This window comes from Kutzneria buriramensis, from assembly GCF_003387475.1.
Classification (GTDB): Bacteria; Actinomycetota; Actinomycetes; order Mycobacteriales; family Pseudonocardiaceae; genus Kutzneria; species Kutzneria buriramensis.
Window position 1 is genome coordinate 189,830 of record NZ_QUNO01000022.1, and the last position, 17,595, is coordinate 207,424.

24 protein-coding genes are annotated in these 17,595 nt (G+C 70.1%); 14 read left to right on the forward strand and 10 right to left on the reverse strand.

The genetic code is table 11. The features are described from left to right. Positions 1-25 precede the first annotated feature (25 nt). The 4 genes from BCF44_RS46525 (at position 26) to BCF44_RS46540 (ending at position 2,988) form a co-directional block, all read left to right on the forward strand. A complete protein-coding gene (locus BCF44_RS46525) occupies positions 26-613 on the forward strand; it encodes a hypothetical protein (RefSeq protein ID WP_116180976.1) in 588 nt (195 codons plus the stop codon). Positions 614-691: 78 nt separating this feature from the next. After that, complete coding sequence (locus BCF44_RS46530; RefSeq protein ID WP_116180977.1) at positions 692-1,162, forward strand: DddA-like double-stranded DNA deaminase toxin; 471 nt, start codon at positions 692-694, stop codon at positions 1,160-1,162. Next, positions 1,162-1,644, forward strand: coding sequence for an Imm1 family immunity protein (locus BCF44_RS46535; protein WP_116180978.1), 483 nt, complete (start codon positions 1,162-1,164; stop codon positions 1,642-1,644). Before BCF44_RS46530 ends, BCF44_RS46535 begins: the two co-directional genes overlap by 1 nt. A 249-nt stretch (positions 1,645-1,893) precedes the next feature. Beyond that, a complete protein-coding gene (locus BCF44_RS46540) occupies positions 1,894-2,988 on the forward strand; it encodes a hypothetical protein (protein WP_116180979.1) in 1,095 nt (364 codons plus the stop codon). Here BCF44_RS46540 and BCF44_RS46545 read toward each other — a convergent pair. The 8 genes from BCF44_RS46545 to BCF44_RS46575 form a co-directional block, all read right to left on the reverse strand. After that, positions 2,976-3,572, reverse strand: a complete 597-nt coding sequence (locus BCF44_RS46545) for a hypothetical protein (RefSeq protein ID WP_147328924.1) — start codon at positions 3,570-3,572, stop codon at positions 2,976-2,978. The two genes, BCF44_RS46540 and BCF44_RS46545, sit on opposite strands and share 13 nt — an antisense overlap. Before the next feature lie 95 nt (positions 3,573-3,667). Further along, positions 3,668-4,228, reverse strand: a complete 561-nt coding sequence (locus BCF44_RS46550; protein WP_342775731.1) for an SMODS-associated NUDIX domain-containing protein — start codon at positions 4,226-4,228, stop codon at positions 3,668-3,670. Next, the gene (locus BCF44_RS58820; protein WP_281283236.1) at positions 4,213-4,341 is read right to left on the reverse strand and encodes a hypothetical protein; all 129 of its coding nucleotides are present in this window, start codon (positions 4,339-4,341) and stop codon (positions 4,213-4,215) included. The genes BCF44_RS46550 and BCF44_RS58820 overlap by 16 nt, the downstream gene beginning before the upstream one ends. Positions 4,342-4,476: 135 nt before the next feature. Then, the gene (locus BCF44_RS46555; RefSeq protein ID WP_116180982.1) at positions 4,477-5,544 is read right to left on the reverse strand and encodes an AAA family ATPase; all 1,068 of its coding nucleotides are present in this window, start codon (positions 5,542-5,544) and stop codon (positions 4,477-4,479) included. 49 nt (positions 5,545-5,593) lie between these two features. Then, the gene (locus tag BCF44_RS46560; RefSeq protein ID WP_170218128.1) at positions 5,594-6,238 is read right to left on the reverse strand and encodes a hypothetical protein; all 645 of its coding nucleotides are present in this window, start codon (positions 6,236-6,238) and stop codon (positions 5,594-5,596) included. A 335-nt stretch (positions 6,239-6,573) separates the two neighbouring features. Continuing rightward, a complete protein-coding gene (locus tag BCF44_RS46565; protein WP_116180984.1) occupies positions 6,574-6,789 on the reverse strand; it encodes a hypothetical protein in 216 nt (71 codons plus the stop codon). A 56-nt stretch (positions 6,790-6,845) separates the two neighbouring features. After that, positions 6,846-7,214 (reverse strand): hypothetical protein, encoded by a 369-nt coding sequence (locus tag BCF44_RS46570; RefSeq protein ID WP_147328925.1) that lies wholly within the window; start codon positions 7,212-7,214, stop codon positions 6,846-6,848. 23 nt (positions 7,215-7,237) lie between these two features. Continuing rightward, positions 7,238-8,089, reverse strand: a complete 852-nt coding sequence (locus BCF44_RS46575) for a hypothetical protein (protein ID WP_147328926.1) — start codon at positions 8,087-8,089, stop codon at positions 7,238-7,240. 107 nt (positions 8,090-8,196) lie between these two features. On the opposite strand from BCF44_RS46575, the gene BCF44_RS46580 reads away from it, so the two are divergent. The 10 genes from BCF44_RS46580 to BCF44_RS46625 all read left to right on the forward strand — a co-directional run bounded on the left by BCF44_RS46580 (position 8,197) and on the right by BCF44_RS46625 (position 16,396). Next, positions 8,197-8,481 (forward strand): hypothetical protein, encoded by a 285-nt coding sequence (locus BCF44_RS46580; RefSeq protein WP_116180987.1) that lies wholly within the window; start codon positions 8,197-8,199, stop codon positions 8,479-8,481. A 4-nt stretch (positions 8,482-8,485) separates the two neighbouring features. Beyond that, entirely contained in the window at positions 8,486-9,292 is an 807-nt protein-coding gene (locus tag BCF44_RS46585; RefSeq protein ID WP_116180988.1) for a hypothetical protein, read from the forward strand. Positions 9,293-9,341: 49 nt separating this feature from the next. Next, on the forward strand, positions 9,342-10,013 hold the full coding sequence (locus BCF44_RS56170) for a hypothetical protein (protein ID WP_170218129.1): 672 nt from the start codon (positions 9,342-9,344) through the stop codon (positions 10,011-10,013). A 5-nt stretch (positions 10,014-10,018) separates the two neighbouring features. Continuing rightward, complete coding sequence (locus BCF44_RS46590; protein WP_170218130.1) at positions 10,019-10,492, forward strand: SsgA family sporulation/cell division regulator; 474 nt, start codon at positions 10,019-10,021, stop codon at positions 10,490-10,492. A gap of 179 nt (positions 10,493-10,671) precedes the next feature. Further along, a complete protein-coding gene (locus BCF44_RS46595; protein WP_116180990.1) occupies positions 10,672-11,904 on the forward strand; it encodes a site-specific integrase in 1,233 nt (410 codons plus the stop codon). 415 nt (positions 11,905-12,319) lie between these two features. Beyond that, positions 12,320-12,562 (forward strand): hypothetical protein, encoded by a 243-nt coding sequence (locus tag BCF44_RS46600; protein WP_116180991.1) that lies wholly within the window; start codon positions 12,320-12,322, stop codon positions 12,560-12,562. Next, complete coding sequence (locus BCF44_RS46605; protein WP_116180992.1) at positions 12,555-13,112, forward strand: RNA polymerase sigma factor; 558 nt, start codon at positions 12,555-12,557, stop codon at positions 13,110-13,112. The genes BCF44_RS46600 and BCF44_RS46605 overlap by 8 nt, the downstream gene beginning before the upstream one ends. Next, positions 13,109-14,374: a hypothetical protein gene (locus BCF44_RS54975; RefSeq protein ID WP_147328927.1), complete on the forward strand. Its 1,266-nt coding sequence runs from the start codon at positions 13,109-13,111 to the stop codon at positions 14,372-14,374. The genes BCF44_RS46605 and BCF44_RS54975 overlap by 4 nt, the downstream gene beginning before the upstream one ends. 365 nt (positions 14,375-14,739) lie before the next feature. Next, positions 14,740-15,147, forward strand: a complete 408-nt coding sequence (locus BCF44_RS46620) for a LexA family protein (protein WP_246016207.1) — start codon at positions 14,740-14,742, stop codon at positions 15,145-15,147. Beyond that, positions 15,137-16,396, forward strand: coding sequence for a Y-family DNA polymerase (locus BCF44_RS46625; RefSeq protein ID WP_116180995.1), 1,260 nt, complete (start codon positions 15,137-15,139; stop codon positions 16,394-16,396). The genes BCF44_RS46620 and BCF44_RS46625 overlap by 11 nt, the downstream gene beginning before the upstream one ends. 33 nt (positions 16,397-16,429) lie before the next feature. On the opposite strand, the gene BCF44_RS46630 is transcribed toward BCF44_RS46625, so the two are convergent. Together BCF44_RS46630 and BCF44_RS46635 are read right to left on the reverse strand one after the other, a co-directional pair. Continuing rightward, positions 16,430-16,996 (reverse strand): GNAT family N-acetyltransferase, encoded by a 567-nt coding sequence (locus tag BCF44_RS46630; protein WP_211353554.1) that lies wholly within the window; start codon positions 16,994-16,996, stop codon positions 16,430-16,432. Further along, a partial coding sequence (locus BCF44_RS46635) for a UTRA domain-containing protein (protein ID WP_116180996.1) occupies positions 16,993-17,595 on the reverse strand: 603 nt, incomplete at its 5' end. The genes BCF44_RS46635 and BCF44_RS46630, both read right to left, overlap by 4 nt.

A 17,595-nucleotide genomic window follows, 5' to 3' on the forward strand; every position in this document is an offset into this window, starting at 1 on the left:
GCCGGCAGATGGCGGAGGACACGCCATGGAGTGCTCGACCACGAAGGTTCCGGCCGTGCGGGTGCCGCACATCGTCGAACCGGGGCGCGAAAGTCTGGGGCGGATGCTCGCGTCCCTGGAGCAGGAGATCACCCGTTCCGGCTGGGACCAGCCGCCCCGGCTGTTCACCCTCGACCGGTTGTCGGATCGGGAGGTCGGCATCAGGCCGCTTGTCGCGCCGGAGGCGAGTGTGGACCCCGAGTTGCTGCTCAGCGTCGCCGCCGAGGACTTCGCGACGCCGCCCTACCGGCACGCGCTGCCCTCCGTGCTCGGTCCGAGCTACTTCGGCCTGTTGATCAGCTTCGAGGGCTGGGCGCGGGTGGGCGCGAACGTCGAGACCACCGATCCTGACCGCCCCCTGGCCGATCAGGTCGGGTCCGAGGAGTGCCGGGTCCTGGTGCTGCGCACGCGCGCCGGCCGGGAGCTGATGCTGCGCCGACTTCGGAAAGGACATCGGGTGGTCAGCACCGCCGCCGGTCCGGTGCTGCGTGAGCTGCGCGCGCTGATGAAGGTTGTCGACGCCGCGTGGGATTCCGCCTCGGGCCTGGTCCCGAACACCCGACAGCCGCAGTAGCGGCCGCTGCCAACGGGATGTGCTGGCGGCGCGGACGCCGGCGAGCCTGGCTGGTGATCGGGTCGATACGGTCATGGCGTGTCGACGTCCGAGCCCAGCAGGCCGCCGTGGGCCCGCGACGCCGTCTGGGCCGCCGAGGTCGGCAAGGAGATCGACCCGGCCACCACCGACCCGCGCACCCACGTCACCACCGGCATCGTCTTCGACGACGACGGGTTTCGCTTCGACGAGCTAGTGATCAGCGGGGAGCACAGCGAGTGGTTCGTCAAAGCGGACGCCTACCTGCGTGAACACCTAACCTCACCCGCGGTCCGCAAGCCCCGGCTCACGGCGGTACCGGTCGCCAGCCACGTCGAGGTCCAGCTCGCGATGCTCATGCGCGAGTTCAACATCAAGCACCTCACGGTGGTGATCAACCACGACTCCATTTGCTCCGGGTTCCTCAGCTGCCCGCGGGCTGTGGCCGCGATCCTGCCCCGGGGCAGCGCGCTGACTGTGTGGACCCGGGGTGCCGGGCTACCATCGGTGCTGGAAGGGAGGCGACGGTGATGATCCTCAACGCGGTGGTCGACGGCCAGTGGCGGCACGCCCGCACTCCGGCCGAGGTCTCGGCGCTGCTGGACCAGCTGGTGTTCGGCGCCGACCCACGTCGCCCGAGCGACCTCCTGCTCACCGAGGCCCCGTTCGACGACTTCTCCGACGAGCAGCCGGCTCAGGTCTGCCGGGTGGCCGCCAACCCGGACGCCGGATTCGGCGCCCTGCTGTGGTACCTCAACGACGCCGACAGCGGCTTCTCGGTGAGCTACAACCCGAACCCTCCATTGGACGACCCGTGGCTGGCCTCGGACCCCGACACCGCGCGCTACCACGACCGGTTCACCGCGATCCCGCTCGACCAGACACGCGCGGCGCTGCAGGAGTTCGTCGCCGGCGGCGGCACGCGCCCGTCGAACATCCAGTGGGTGGCGGGGGACTTCTACGGTCGGATCACCCAGGTGCTGGCCCCGACGTCGTCCGTGCACGCTGCCTGAGCACCTGATCTTCTCCGGCGAACGAGCACCGGCTCTGGCACGCCGTCATGCTGAAGACGACTTCGGTCGTGCTCGGCGCGCCTAGTTTCGTCACAACCTTCGCCGCTTTAGCGTCGGCCTATGGGTGACGAAACCTGTCCGAAGTGCGGCACGAGTCTCCCGCAGAAGCGGCGCAGTGGCGGCCGCCCTAGCACGTACTGCAGCCAAAAGTGCCGCCAGGCGGCGTACCGGGACCGCCGACCGTCGTCGGTGGCGTCCCCGGCCGCAGTCGCCGCGGACGAGCTGGTCCGGCGCGCGGCGGTGGCGACGGCTCAGCGCGAAGTCGCCTGGCGTGTGGACGCCCTGCTCGCGCAGGCCGGTGAACTGCAGTCCCGCCTCGATGCCGAGTGGCAGCCCATCGCCGTCGAACCGGCAGGCCCGCTGGCGGCGGCGAAGCAGGTCCACGCCGCCGCGACCGAGGCCTTGGCCGCGGCGGTGGAGGCGGAGTTGCTGGCCGGCACCGACTGGCCGGCCATCGCCGCTCAGCTGGGCATGACCACGCGCCGAGCCAAGCAGATGTTCGCGGTCCGGGAAGGCGTACCCGCCGAGCAGCAGGCCGAGTCCGGCGACACGGCGCTGGCCGGCGACAGCGCGCCGGTCGCCGAGGGTGGTGCGGAGGTCGTCGACCCGATCGGCTGGCGTTTCGCGGTCCCCGAGGCGGTGGCCATCGCGGTCCAGGCTGTCGTTGACGCCGTCGAGGTCGAGCCGATCTCCTCGCCGGGATCCAGTGTGCTGGCGGCTGACCTGCGGCGGTGGCTGAAGCGGCTGGTCGCCACGGTGAACAGCGACAACGGGGAGGGCCTGCGGCGAGAGCTGCGATGGCTGTTGGCCACACCGATGAACGCCGGAGATCTTCTGGACACCCCGGTCTTCGTCGCGGTGCGTGAGCTGGCCAAGGCCAGCACGGTGCTGTTGCAGTGTCCGTCCTGCGGCTACAAGCCGGGCACCGAGCCTGCTGAGCGGTCCCGGCATCTGGAGTACCTGGACATGCTGTGGCTGGACATGGTCGGGGAACAGGTCGTGCTGCGCCGGCACTGCATCCGCTGCGAACCGACCGGGATCGTCGGGGTGAGCTTGTCCTGCCCGGTCTGCGACGAGGGCTACCTCCTGGAACGTGTCCTGGCGACCGCGAACGCCGACGGGCGACTGCCCGCGCCGTTACTGGGCTGGCTGGCCAACGCCGGCTGGCATGTCGACCGGACCGCCGGCGGCTCGCTGGTGACCGCGCACAGGGCGTGCGCGGCCGCGCTGGCCGGACCCGGCCGCCGGGCTCCGCTCAGTTCGACAGGTGCTCACTCGGCCTGACCGGGCCACGCGGCGGCTTCGCCGAGCAGGCGGGCGCGTAGATCACGCAACGAGCGGGGCAACACGTCTGGTCGTCCGGCGCGTTGCGCCAACTCCGCGTCGCTGCGGGACTCCTGCACCAGCGTGCGGCAGCCGTCGCACACGAGCAGCATCGCCGCTTTCGCCGTGCCGAGGTCCAGCAGGATCGTGGCCCCTCGGATCGGAAACGCCCAGCAGGGCGACTCGCGTTCGCACACATCGCAGGTCTCGGTGGTGGTCGCCGGGGCTGGAGCCGGGTCCAGGGCGACCAGCGAGCCTCGTGCGGCAACCAGTTCACTGCGGGCATCGAGAACCTGGACAGCTCGGAAGTGGCCAGCAGCCGCGGCCATGGCCTCAGCGACCGGCACGAGCCGGCCGTTGGTGTCCTCGGCCGAGCCGGTCAGCGCGGCCAGGAACTGCGGGGTGCAGGTGTCCAGGAACGTCTCGGCCGCTGCGTGTTCCTGCTCGTCGGTGATGTCGGGGCGCAGCAGTGCGGTCAGCGTGCGGTCGACCAGACCGCGTGCCTGCGCGACCGGGTCGTCGCCAGGGGTCGTTGAGCTGCGCATTCCGATCATCGTAGGAAACGTGCTGACTGCGCCGGTGGCCAGGGCTGCGACGCGGGCTGGCTCGACGTCCCCGGTGGGGAGGACGCCGATCTGGGTCACCGTCGGCTCATCTGCCGGGACGGGATCACCGGCATGCCGGGCATCGCGGTCGCCGCGGTGCTGAGGTGGCGGGTCTGCGGTGCGATCGTCGTCGCGCCGACCTGGCCGCGTGAGATGTCCAGCCAGGTCGCGCTGCAGACGCCGGGCACGTCGGGATCCGCGGCGAGGGCGGCCAGGTGGTCCTGCAGGGCGCCGGGGGCGAGGTCGAGAATCTCGAACCAGCGGGTTTGCCAACACGGCCGGTCCGGCGTTGGGGCGGCGAGCTTCTCCACGACCGTGCGGACGTGCGCGAAGGCGGCTGCGGCGATGAGAGCGTCCGGGCCGGTGCGGGCGATCGTGGCGAGTTTCTCGCCGAGTTCGCGGCGCAGACACTGGTCTGCCTGTTCACGGCCGTGGCCGGTGCCGAGCCAGGCCAACAACACCGGCAGGGAGTGCAAGGGGAGGACGCCTCGCAGATCCACGCGTCCGGTGGAGTCGGGGGTCCGCTCGGCGCGCCACCCGAGTTCGTCCAGCAGTCCCGCCGCGGCGCAGGGCCGGTAGGTCAGCGCACCGCCCAGAGGCTCGAACTGCGCCTTGCCGGTGTGACGAGAATCAGCCGCGCGCCGCTGGCCGTGCGGACCCGCAGCAACGCCGCGACTGACACGCGGGCGTTGAACATCATGGTCATCACGACCACACCTGACGGACCGGATGGCGTTCAGGCTGGTCAGCGCCGATAGTTCGAGGGCGAGACCGACCAGTAGGCCGATAGGAAGTCGGCTAGAGGTTCCGATCGAGTGGTCGATTGGTGGGGCATTCAGCCGAGCTATCGGGTGCTGCGTCGGCTGGAGGTGAGGCCGAGCAGTCGGGGGACCATCTCCGGAACGGCGCCGTGGATGATGGCCAGCCGCCGGCGGCGTTCGACGGTGTCTTCTTCGTCCCGCCAGTCCGGGTCCTGGTCGTCGATCTCGCGTTGCACGTCGTGCCCGTTGTCGGACCAGGCGGGGCCGGTTCCGACCGCGTCGGTGATCGTCCAGCCGGTGTCCTCGCAGCGCAGGTAGACCGGGGATTCGCCGGGGAACTCGATCTTCAGTCGGGCGCCGACCGACATCGAGGTGTTGCCGGCGGCGATGTGCTGGCGGGCTTGGCTGCTGTAGGGCTCGATGAGGTCGTCCGGGTGGGCGTTGCCCAGTGTGAACGCTCGTTCGGCCGCGGCGTGCACCTCGGCCATCTCACCGTGGTGGACATGGTCGAAGAAGTCCGGCCTGCGCCGCACCTCGTCCACGGGAAACCGGAACACGGCGCCCGGGCCCGGGGCGACCTGGGTCACGTGGACCCACCGCCCGTGGTCGTCGGCGGGCGGGAGGTCCTGACGGAAGACCACGTTCGGGATCTGGTCCTCGGTGAAGACGTGCAGCGCGGCGAAGTCCTCGTCGCCGATCTGGCGCATGGCCTCCGGCCAGAGGTCGGCCTGGGCCAGGATGCGGTCCGTGGGCACGGTGCGACGCCGGCGGGCGATGCGCTGCAGGCACCGCTTCACCGGCACGTCGAGCACGACGGCGATGGCGGGCACGGCGTGGCGGCGGGCCATGTTGAGCAGCCGCTCGCGGTGCGCGGCCTCCAGGTTGGTGGCGTCGAACACGGTGGTGACGTGGTTGGCCATCCGGTACCACAGCGTCGCGTACAGGAGGTTGAACGCGGCGCTGGTGCTGTCCTGGTCGGCCGCGTTGTTGCTGACGACGGCGCGCGTCCGGTCGCTGCTGAGGATCTCGATCGGCGCGAAGTGCTCCTCCGCGAACGTGCTCTTGCCGCTGCCGGACAGACCCATGATCACGATCAGGCAGGGGTTGGGCAGGGGGACAACGGTGCCGTCGACGCCAGGGGCGGTGGTCATGGGGTCTCCACGGGGCCGGAGGACGAACAGTTGGCGGGCGAGAGGGCGTTCATCCGGCCGACGCCGGCGGTGCGTCCGCGTCGAGGTCGGCGGCCGCCGGTGGAGGATTGGGCGGGCCGGCTGCCTCGGCCTCAGGCGCGACGCGGTTCCATGCCTGCTGGAGTCGCTGCACAGCGTCGGCGTAGGCCGCGAGATCGTCGGAGGAAGGGCTCGTGCCTCGCCGGCGGCAGATCTCCGCGTCCTCGGCCGCGTCGAGGAACGTCTGGGTCGTGGGCAAGGTCACGTCGTTGAGCGCGGGGGACCGTAGTTGCGCGCGGGCGTCGAGCAGGTAGGCATGCCACTGGTCGCGGATCTCGTCGTGCGTCTGGGTGAGATCGGCCCACGGCTGGTCGTGTTCTCGCCGGCGTGTCCAGATGCCCGCCGCGCAGTTGATGAGCATGATCAACACGAATGCCGCCGCCGCGAGGATGACCAACGCCCTCGACATCATGCGAGACATGGCCGCCAGGGCCTGCGTGAGCGTGCCGTGGATTGGCTGCTCCGAGGCCGAGGCGGGACCGACCGCGGCATGGACGGTGAACAAGTCGACCAGCCACGGGCCGGTCCCGAGGGCCCAGTTGGCGGCGGCAGCAGCAACGACCGCGAGGCCGGTTGGCAGTGCGCCGAAGTCAGTGCGCTCGGCGGTCTTCGACACGGCGGCGAGGCTGGCGATGAAGATCGCGCTGTGGATGAGGTCGGCGGTGAAAAGCCAGGAGTCGGTCACGTCGCGGCGCTCCGACTGGGCGGTGTCGGTCCACGTCCCCAGGTCCTCATCGTCGTCTCCTCGCTTGGATTGTCCGTTGCCTATAGGCGGCAGTTCGATCGCGGTGGCGACAGCCTCAGCGGGTTCTTCTCGACTACACAGCCGGCCCGCAGGCGGCGGGCGCCGTGCTGCGGGAGAACTACCTGATCTGGCGGTGCTCGCGGCGTGGCTTCACGTTCGGTCTCGGCCCGGCGGCGATGGTGCTGCCGGCCCGAGACCGAACGTGTTCAGGCCGGCAGGTCGCGTTGAACGGCGTCGCCGATCCGTTGGACGAACCTCCGCAGGTCCGGCGGCGTGCCTTCGACGACGAATGCGGACGCCCAGGGATCGCCGATCACCAGGCCGTAGATACCTGGCGCCAGGTCGTCCTCGCCCAGGTCGGCTCCGGGCGGGACGATCTCCAGGGGACAGTCAGCGGTGTCGAACTCGTAGCGTCGTGACATCGGTTCTCTCCTCTCGTGGGCTCCGGTGCCGTCGTGGCGGTTCCGGAGCCGGGCGGTCACCAGACCTCGAAGCCGTCCGCGCGGGCGCAGGCGCGAAGGAACGGCACCAGGTCCTCGTCGAAGGCCATGGGGTGCGACCGCTGTGCGGCCATCGCGCGGTAGTAGTTCTCCAGGGCCGCGTGGCATTGCTGCGCGCTGACGGCGCTGCCCTCCCGGAGGTCGAAGACCGCCAGCGGGATGGTCTCGACGTCGCCGGCCCTCGACGGCAGGGGATGGCCGGGTCGCGGGGCCGGTGTGGCCATGTCGAGGTCGAGCAGTGCCGCGCGGAGTTCGGCGATGGCCTCGTCGGGCCGGTGGATGCGGTAGCGCACGTCAGCGCGCTGGGAATGAGCAGCGGGTGCCGCCCGGTTGCGCAGCTCGTACATGAGGATGTGCCGCCTTTCGGGGATCAGGTGTGCGCGCGGCCGGCAGTGGCCGGCGGCGTCCAGCGCTCGCTTTCGGCGCGAAATCCCCGGTGCAACTCCCAGAGGCAGTCCTGGATGTCCTGGGTGACCGCCGGGCCCTCGAACTGGACGGTGTCGCACAGGGAGTAGAGGGCGAGGGCGACCTGGCTGACGGGGGTCTGCTGGCAGTCGCTGTGGTCGCGCTCGGTGTCGAACGGGTCTGCGTAGGCGCATGCGATGTGGCGCAGCAGCGAGCGCAGCGCCAGGACGGTGGGGACAACCACCGCGCCGACCTCGGATTGCCTCTCGTTGCGGTAGGTGGCGTCGGCCAGTGCGGCGCGGGCCGCGTTGAGGCGTCCGGCGCAGTCGCGGATGCCGCCGACCAGCTTCTTCTCGGTTGCCTCGGCCCGGGCCTGCTTGTCGATCAGGTCGGCCACGGCTTCGTTGGTGTGAGCCAGGGTGGAAACCAGGGACAGCACGAGGGTCTTCGGGTCGTAGGTCTCGTTGGCGGTGGTGGGAGCGGCGACCGTCGTGGACTCGTCGGTCGGGCCGGCCATGGCCTGCTCGATCGCCATCGTGGTGACCAAGGGCAGGGGGACGTATCCGCTCCAGCCGTCGGCCCCGTCGCCGGCCTTGGCCCGCGGACAGGTGTCGTCCAGGTCTTGCAACGCCTGCCACAGCGTCAGGTCACGGTCGGCGTCCAGGACGATGTCGTGGGCGTCTTCCCAGGTCTGCGGTGTCGGGTTCCGCAGCAGCGCGACGACGCGCCGGAGCACGTCTTCCGTCCGCGGGCCCGGGGGGACCGGCGCCGTGCTGGTGGCGCTGTCGTTGTGGTTCGTGGCTTGTTCCGGGCTCATCTTCACCTCGCGGTCCGTGTGAACTTCCCGGTTGACATACTTATGATAAGACGACATTATCGTAAGTATCAACCCGAGGCGGCACACCCGACGAACAGGGGACTCCGATGGCCCAGCCCACGCGATCCACGCTCTCGCTACGCGAGATCTGGTTTCTGCTGGAGCCGGCGGTCTTCGTCGCCATCGGCTGCGCCCTGGTGATGTGGCACGACCAGCTTCACGCGTTGCTGGCGAACGTCCCGACGCCGTGCTGGTGGGCGGCGCTCCTGTCGGCGGTGCTCCTGGACAGCCGCGTCCGCTCCCTTCGCGCCGCCCGCCGGCGTGGTCGCCCCGGCCCTTCTACCGTGCCCGGACCGTCCACACACGACGATCCGAACTCCGTTGAGAGGTAAGGAAATGCCCGAACCCAACCGCCTGGCGACCTCCAGCAAGAAAGTGATCGTCACCTTGCACGACGGGGACGTCCGATTCGAGATGGGCCCGTTCGACGTGGACCCCCGAGCCGACGGTTCGATCATGATCGGCGGGTACATCGGTGACCTCGCCGACCACCGCGAGATCCCGGTCCGCTATGACGGCGAGCTCAGCATCGACATCCCGATGCTCGGGTCGATCGAGCGCGCCGTGGGCCTGCCCCGCGACTGGAGTTGCAAGTCCTACGGCAACGTGTGGGGCTTCTACCTGAAGTTCTGGATCACCGGCGGTTCCGGATCGGCGCTCGACGCCCTCACCGCACGACGCGGGCAACTTCCCGACATTCTGACCGTTCCCCAGCGCACGTTCCGTCGCGGCCCCGCCGGCATCTCCCTGACCGCGCTCGTCGTGCGGCTGATCCTGGTCGACGTGCGCGGCAACGCGGTGGTCGTCGGCGTGCAGCACACTCCGGCCGGAACGTGTAGCGACTTCTGCTACGCCACCCCGCACGCGTTCGACGAGCTGCCGGATGTGCCGATGTACGAGGTTCCCGCCGGTACACCGGTCATCAGGCTCGACCGCAGCACGAGCGATACGCGGCACCGGCTGGACCTGCTGCAGATGGCCACCGGGAACGGCACCACCCGCCTCCTCCGCAACGCGCACCAGGCCGGCGTGGTCATCGAACACACGACGGCACCCGCAGCTCCGTGCGGCTTGACCGAGGACACCGCCGCGGTGGCGAGCACCTCGCCCAGCCTCATGGCCCCGTCGCCGACGGGGACATGAGCGGAGCGCTCGGCGCTCAACTTTTCCTATCCCTGACAGGGAGTTCCTCATGCACACCGACAGCAGCGGCCCGCCGGTCGCCGACTCCGCGGCCGCTCCGACCGCCCATCGCGACCGCACCTGGATGTGGGTGCACGCCGGCCTCGTCGACGTCTACGGCGTCCACAGGGCCACGGAACTGCTGGAACTGTTCGCGCAGTTTGTCCACGACAGCCCAGCGGAAGACAACGCCGCAGGCCTGCCCGCGGGCTCCAGCATCGCCTGGGACCGCGAGTCCGGCACCACCACCGTCAGCACCGAGGCCGGCGTCCGGGACCTGACCTTCTCCGAGTGGCACCAGGTCACGGACCTCACGCGGTTCGACGCCTGGCTCGCTCGGCGCGAACACGCTGAGACGCTGCTCCGCCTGGCGGTCGCTCAGCTCGCCCGGGTCGGCGTCGAAGCCCAGGCCACCGGCGGCCCGCCACAGCGCCAACTGGTGATGCTGACCGCCCCGCAGGTCCTCCAGTCCTTGGAACACGTCGTGCGCAGCCGAGTCGGCTCGCCCGCCTGGAGCGAGGCCATCGACAGGCCCACGGCCTGCTACCTGCTCGGCGTCGGCACCGAGAGCTCCTCACCGGAGCGCGACGCGGCGCTGGCCAGCGCCGTCGACCCGTGGACGGCAGAAGTGCAGTGGCTTGCCCGTGCCCGGGCCGCCGTCTCCAACCCGAACAGGTGGTGATCACCGTGACGGTCCAGACCATCGTCAGCAACCAAGCCGTGCAGCTGCTGTACGGCCACAACCAGCGCCAGCTCGTGCAGACCCGCTGGAGCTACCGCACCGACGACCAGCACGCCATCACCGTGCACTTCCGCGTGCCCGACGGTTGGGTCAGGTGGCGGTTCGCCCGCGACCTGCTGGTCGACGGCATGTTGGCGCACGACCTGCTGGTCAACGGGCTGCTGATCGACGACCAGTTGGCAGCGGCGGGCCTCGCCGACGTCCGGATCCGGCCCGCCCAGGACAACACGCTGCTGCTCGAGCTGCGCTCGCCGAACGGCGTCGCCGTGTTCAACCTCGACGCCCGCGCCGCCCGCAAGTTTCTGGACGCGACGTACGAACTCGTGCCGCTGGACGAGGAGACCGAGGACTTGAGCGTGCTCGAGGAGCTGCTCGAGCCGTCGAGGCCTGGGCCGGACTCGAGACCACCGGCCCCATGACTCGCCGCTGGCCGACGCGCGGCCGCCGGCTGCCCCGCACCGTATCCTCGAGGACCCGCAGAACAACCGGGCGTATGCGTCTCCGCTCGCGGCGAGGTCGAGCCCCGCACCATGGCCGGACAGGCCGCGTCGAGCTGGGCGCATGCACGGCGGAGTGGGCCAGGACGGAGGATAGGCGCGTGGATCTTCCCTCCTCGCAGCCCGACCTCGACGCCGACCTGGTCCAGCAGTTGCCGCAAGCACTGCGTTCCCACCTGGCCGTGGCCGACGACAAGGGCTGGCCCGACGAGGCCGCGGTCAGCCGCGCCCGAGCAACCGCCGACGAGCAGGTGCAGGCCGTGGCGATCCACGCCGACGGCGCCGTGCCGGACAACACGCTGCGGGCCTACCGCGCCGACTGGGGCACGTGGACGGCGTGGTGCACGCTGCGGGCCCGAACGCCGCTGCCGGCCGCGCCCCTCGACTTCGCGGCGTTCCTGGTGGCCAACGCGCTCCTGCGGCCGGAGCCGGCCGCATCCAGTGACAAGACCTGGCGGTACTCCCTGTCGGTGATGGAACGGCGGCTCGTCGCGATCACCAAGGTGCATGAGGCGCACGGTCTTCCTTCCGCCGCGCGGGATCCGCTCGTCAAGGACACGATGAAGGCGATCCGCGCGTTCCGCGCTAACGATCACCGGCGTGATCACCGGCCAGCCGGACTCGACGTCATCAAGGACATGCTCGCGGGCCGGCCCGGTCCGGGTTGGCCGGGGGCGATCGCCGGCCGGCCGGCGACGGCGGGCGGCGACACGGTGACCCGTCGCCGCGACAAGGCATTGCTGCTGCTCGGCTACGCGGGCCGGCTCAGCCGCAGCGAACTGCCAGGCCTCACCGTCGACGACGTTCTGCTCGACCAAGACGGCGCCGGCGCTCCGGTCCTGCTGCTCGTGCCCGGGGGCGCGCTCGACGATGCCGTGGCGCTGCCAAGGACCCGGAGCGCTCTGGTGTGTCCGGTATGCGCGTATGTGGCGTGGGTCAAGTTGCTGGACGTGCACGCCTCCTCCGGCGTCGACGGCCTGCGGGACTATGTGAGCGCGATCGACGATGTGACGGAGCTGCGACTGGACGCGTACCACTGCTGTGATCAACCGGGCCTCGACACGTCCGCGCCGGCGCCCGGGCTAGCGCTGTTCCCGCGGGTGCATCGCAACGGCGACATCGGCACCAAGGCCATGACGGGTCAAGCGGTGTATCTGCTGATCAAGCGCTACGCCGAGCGCGCCGGCGAGGATCCCGCGGCGTTCAGCACGCTCAGTCTGCAGGCCGGGCGGGACCACGACCAGGATCAGGTGGTTCGGTCGAAGCGGCTGGGTCGGGAGGTTCCAGTGAGCCGGCGGTCGTCGAAAGCCGCCCGCAGCACGAAGGCCCCGTAGCGAAGCAGCGCCTGTCGCGTGGCGCGCCTCTACGCCCGACGCCTCGGTACGGCGTAGACGCTGCCGCTGGCGGCCCGATCTCGACCGCAGCGGCCCGACTTTCCCAAGTGGACACCCAGCCCGCCAAATCGCCCGGCGCCGGCGCCGACGCCGCGTCGCCACCGCTACCGCGCATGTATCTGCGCCCGTTCAAATAACTGCCCAGCCGGCGCGATCGCGTTCTGGACCGTGCCGGCCGCCGCAACTGGACCTCCGACCGGCGAACCTGGCCGCGACGAGCACTTGACCTGAGCGTCCCACGAACACCGCCTCGCTACTCCAAACGAGTGACATCCGGAGACCGGGTTTGACGACGTGGCGGCCACAGGCCTCTCAACTTCGACAACCCTACGAACCAGATCCGGATGAGGCCGCGATGACACAAATCCTGACGGCGGTATGCCTTCTCGGTCCGCCGGTGATGGCGTTGATGGGGCTGCTTGCGCGATTGCGCTGGCAGGCCCGGCGCGACCAACGTCGGCAGGACACCCTGCGTGCGCTCACCGCCGACGTGCCCAGCGCCAGCGTGGTCGACATCCACGACATCCGCGACGATGGCAGCCAGTTACGGTTGCGGATCACCCCCGCGCCCACCTCCCCGTCGGACTGCCATGAATGAACCCGATCAGCCCCAGACCGCAGCCTCCGCAGCGCAATCAGCCGCCGGAGACCGGCACCCCGGCAGCCAACGCGACCAGGAGTTCGCGATCTTCTACCGCGCGACCACCCGGCCCCTGATCGTGTTCCTCGCCGTCCAAGGCGCCCGGATCGTCGACGCCGCCGACATCGCCCAGGACACCATGGCCGCCGCGTACAAGCGCTGGCACGCAATCGACCACCCCCGCGCCTGGGTCTACCGTGTCGCCAGCCGCGCCCTGATCCGCCACAAGCTCGGCGAGCGGGAGACCCCGGTCTGCCAGGCTCCCGAGCCGAACCCGTTGCTGCGGGCCATCGACCTCGACCGCTGGGAGCTACGCGAGGACATCATCCAGGCCCTCGCTCAGCTACCCCGGCGGCAACGCCAGGTCATGGCCTGGACCCTGTTCGACTACACCCCAGCGGAGATCGCCGACGAGCTGGGCCTCAATGCCGGCACGGTGCGCCAGCACCTGCATTTGGCCCGCATAGCGCTCAGTGCCTGGCTGTCCAGGAAGGAGGGCAACCGATGAGTGAGGACCACCAGACCCAACCCGACCATGTCCTCGACCGCTGGCTCACAACCGCGATGGCCTCGCTGAACGCTGGCCTGGACGGCATCCTCGACATCGACGCCGGACTCTCTGATGCCCAGCTTCCTGGCCTGGGCGACAAGCTTGTCCACGCACTGGACGGCGTGGTCGATCTGGACGCCGGGCTCAGCCACATCATCGGCGGACCCGTACCCGCCACCATGCATGCCGATCGCTCTGAGACCGCCAGCGGTCTCAGCGGGTTCGCCAACGCTATCGCCGCGCGTCCACCCCACGAGCGACTCGCCGCACGCGCTTGGTTTCCACTCCGCGAACTGCGCGCTCTCCGATCCTCAGCGCATCAGGCGACCCGCGCCCTCGACCTCATCGGAGCCCTCGCCGACGCCCGAACCCACGCCCAAGAAGCCGGTCACACCTTCGACCTCGCCCAAGCCGGAGAGTTCGACCTCGCACTTCACCTCTGCCGCGCCGCCGCCCGCGCCCTCAACCGCGACCTCATTCGCGCGTCTGACGCCGCCGGCGACCTCGGCATTGACCTCAACCTCGACCTCGCACGCGCCCGTGTACGCAACCTCGACCTCGAGCTCGAGCTCGGCGTCGGTTTTTCCTACGACGTCGTCGGTAACTTCGCCGGGGACCTCAACCACTGTCTCGCCAGTGTCGCGGTCGGCGCCAGCGACGTCGCCAGCGCTCGCGACCTCACCCACCACAAGGCGCGCCTCATTGACCACGCCCTCGCCCGTGCCCTCGACCTCGCCAGCGACTTCGCCGGCGCCCGCGAACATGTCGGTCTCGGCATAGTTAGCCTCAGCCAGCTCATCCCCGGCGTTGTCCCGCCGGATTACGAGGCCCTCGCACGCGCCCTCGAACTCGACGGCGCCATCGCCCTCGACTTCGTCCGTGCCCTCGTGATCGTTCTCGACCTCGCCGATGCCCGCGCTGGTGATCTTGACCGAGCTCTCAGCAGCATCAGCGGCCTTTCGCTTGGCCAAGCGGTGGTTAACGCCGTCGACCGCATCGATGAGGCCCTCACCAGCATGGCTGGTGCCGATCTAACTGAGGCAGACCTCCACGGCATCCCGCTGGACGGCGTGCGCTGGTCACACGCAACGCGCTGGCCACCAGGCTGGGAGGACCAGATCCGACGCGACTCCATCTTGATCGAACCTGGCCTATACGAGATTCGGCCCGGCGGCCACGCGGATGCCAAGGCCGACTCGCCCACCAACACGCCGGCTTGATACACGACGGCGCCGCCGGTGCGGATCGCTGCGGTAGCAGACCACGGCGGTGCTGTGCAGCGTCGTCACGGACCTGTCCCTGGAACAGACCCTGTTGCAGCACCGCTCCGGCCTGGCCAGCCTGGACGCCACCGTCGCGGTGGCCGCACAGGTCATGCCTGGGCTGCTTGATCCATTCTTGGTCGCGACACCGGGCACTCGTTCACGGCACAGCAGGCCGAACCGGACGGCGCCACTTCGTAAGCGCACCCGGCGAGACCGTCGCGGCGCAGACATGGGTGCCCGTCACATGTCGAAAGCGCTGGTCACAGCATGTGCACACCGTCCACACGGCATCGAACGTGTGTTCTAATGTCGGGGTGTTGGTGCTGCGTTCGATCACGATGGAGGGACCGCCGGTGGTGCCGGCGGGTTTTCCCTCGCCGGCGGAGGACTACTACGACGGTCCCATCGACCTGGACGCGCACCTGATACGCAACCCCGCGGCCACCTTCATCATGCGGATCTCCGGCAGGTCCATGGAGGGCGTGGGCATCCACGACGGCGACGAGATCATCGTCGATCGCAGCCTGCGGGCCGGCGACGGCAGCATCATCGTGGCGGTGCTCGACAACGAGTTCACGTGCAAGACGCTGCGCACCGATCCACCGCGGCTGGAGCCGGCCAACCCCGACTTCGAGCCGATCCCGATCCCCGAGGAGGGGATCACCGTGTGGGGCGTGGTCACCACGGTGATCCACCACGTGCTTCCCGGCGGCGCGCATGCCGGCTGAGGTGTACGCCCTGGTGGACGTGGACAGCATGTACGCCTCCGTCGAGCGGGTGTTCCGGCCCGACCTGCGCTCAGTTCCGGTGGTGGTGCTGTCAAACAACGACGGTTGCGCGGTCGCCCGATCCCGCGAGGCCAAGGCGCTGGGCGTGGCGATGGGGCAGCCGTGGTTCCAGCTCAAGAACAACCCGCGCTACCGCAGCGTGGTCGCGCTCTCCTCGAACTTCGCGTTGTACGGGGACTTCTCAGCCAGGATGCTGGCGGTGACCGAGCGGCACACGCCGTTCATCCACCCGTACTCGATCGACGAGCAGTTCCTCCGCCTGCCGGCGGACCGCGCCGGCGCCATCGCCTGGCGGCTGCGAGAGCAGATCGGACAGTGGCTCGGGTTGCCGGTGTCGATCGGGATCGCCAGCACCAAGACCCTGGCCAAGGTCGCCACGAAGATCGCCAAGGACCGACGCGAAGGCGTGCACGACCTCACCGCGGCCAGCCCGAAGAGCGTCTGGCAGGTGTTGGACGAGCTGCCGGTCGGCGAGGTCTGGGGGATCGGCAGCAGGCTGACCGCGCGGCTGGCCGGGCACGAGGTCACCTCCGCCGGTCAGCTCGCCCGTCTCGACCCCGGCTGGGTGCGGCGGGCGTTCACCGTCGTGGTTGAGCGCACGGTGCGGGAGCTGGCGGGCACTCCGTGTCTGCCGGTCGAGCAGGAGCCTTCGCCGCGGCGCCAGTTGATGCACTGCCGGATGCTCGGCCGGCCCGTCGCCCGCCAGGACGAGGTGGCCGATGTGGCGTGCGCCTTCGCGCAGCGCGTCGCCGCCCGCCTGCGGCGCTACGGTCGGGCGACCAACACGGTGTGCGTGTGGTTGTCCACCGGCGGTGGGTTCTACGCCGGGCCGGCCCTCAGCGTCCAGGCCACGCAGACGCTGCTCGCGCCGACCAACGCCGTCGTCCCGCTGGCCCGCGCGGCCGCTCGGCTCGCGCGCGCGTTGTGGCGCCCGGGACACACCTTTCGCCGGGTCGGCGTGATGGCGCTGGACCTCGTCGCCGAACCCGGCCAGCAGGCGCTGTGGGCGAGCCCAGCCGCCGACGACGCGGTCGCCGCGGCGGTCGACGCGATCACCGCGCGCTTCGGCCGGGACGCGATTGGCGTTGGGCGGGCGGGGTTTCGTCAACGACCGGTGTGGGCGATGCGTCAGGAGCGGCTGTCTCCGGCCTACACCACGCGCTGGGATCAGCTGCCGGTGGTGCGCTGAGGCCGGCGGCGTTTCGGCTGCCTGCTTCTGGTGTTAGGTCGGCCGCTGGAACACGGCGCCGCTCGGGTTGTCGATGTCCTCGACTGTGCGCAGGTGCGTGAAGCCCCACTCGATGTACTTGGCGTGCAGCGCGGTGTTGGTGCTGTAGGCGTCCAGGCGCAGCCACCGGTCGCCGGCGTCGCGTGCGCGTTCGGCGGCCCAGTCGAGGATGCGGGGTCCCAGCCCACGGCATCGCGCGTCGTCGCTGGTCATCAGGCGTCGTAGGTACAAGGCCGGTTCAGCGGCCTCTTCCGGCAGCCACAGCTGCGGGTCGGCGTCGTAGTCGAGGGTGACGGTGGCGATCGGTGCGGCGTCGGTCCACGAGGGGTAGACCATCCAGGTGGTGCCGGCCCGGATGCCGGCCAGGATCCGGGCGTTCATCGTGTCCTGGTCGGGCCAGGGCCGCTGCCATTGGTCGATGCCGCGGCTGGCTAACCATCGGCTGGCCTGCTCGCGCCAGCTCAGGATGAGGGCCAGGTGCTCGTCGGCGGCGAGACGGGCGATGAGCTGCCTCGGAGTCGTGGTCGGTCCCACCGCGGGATGTGTGGTCGGCTTGGTCACGGAAGGTATTCCCGTAGTTGGGGGAAGGCGTCGTAGATCTCCTCCAGCTTGCCGAGCTCGTAGCGCAGGTTGGTGGAGGAGCCGTCGAACAGGGTCCGGGTCAGCCGCACGAGGCGGCGCTCGATCCGCTCGGGGTCGTCGGGATCGTGGATCCGGGCCCCGACCAGGTTCAGGTTGATCATCAGGGAGACGCCGTCGCCGAGTTGAAGAACGTTGGCCTCGTCGGGCGTTGGATTGCGTGATCGGTTGTCGTGCAGCCAGGCGATCTCTTCCACGCCGTGGGCGAGCATGCGGGCGATGGTGCCCTCCGGGATGTTCTCCGTGACGCGCAGTTGGCAGCGATCGGCGATGTCACCGGGGTAGTAGCTGTCCTGCAAGGCGACAGGGCGGCCGTCGACCAGCCTGAGCAGCCGGCGGAGGATCAGCGGGCTGCCCTCGGGCACGCACAGCGGCGTGGCGAGGTCGGGCGTGGCGAGCACGTCGTGGAACTCGAATTGCTGCGTGGGGATCCGGCCCTGGGCCCTGACTTCGGCGAAGAAGGCGTCGGCTCGGTCGCTGGCGCTCAGCCTCGATGGCTCGGCTCGGCTGGCGGTGTAGAC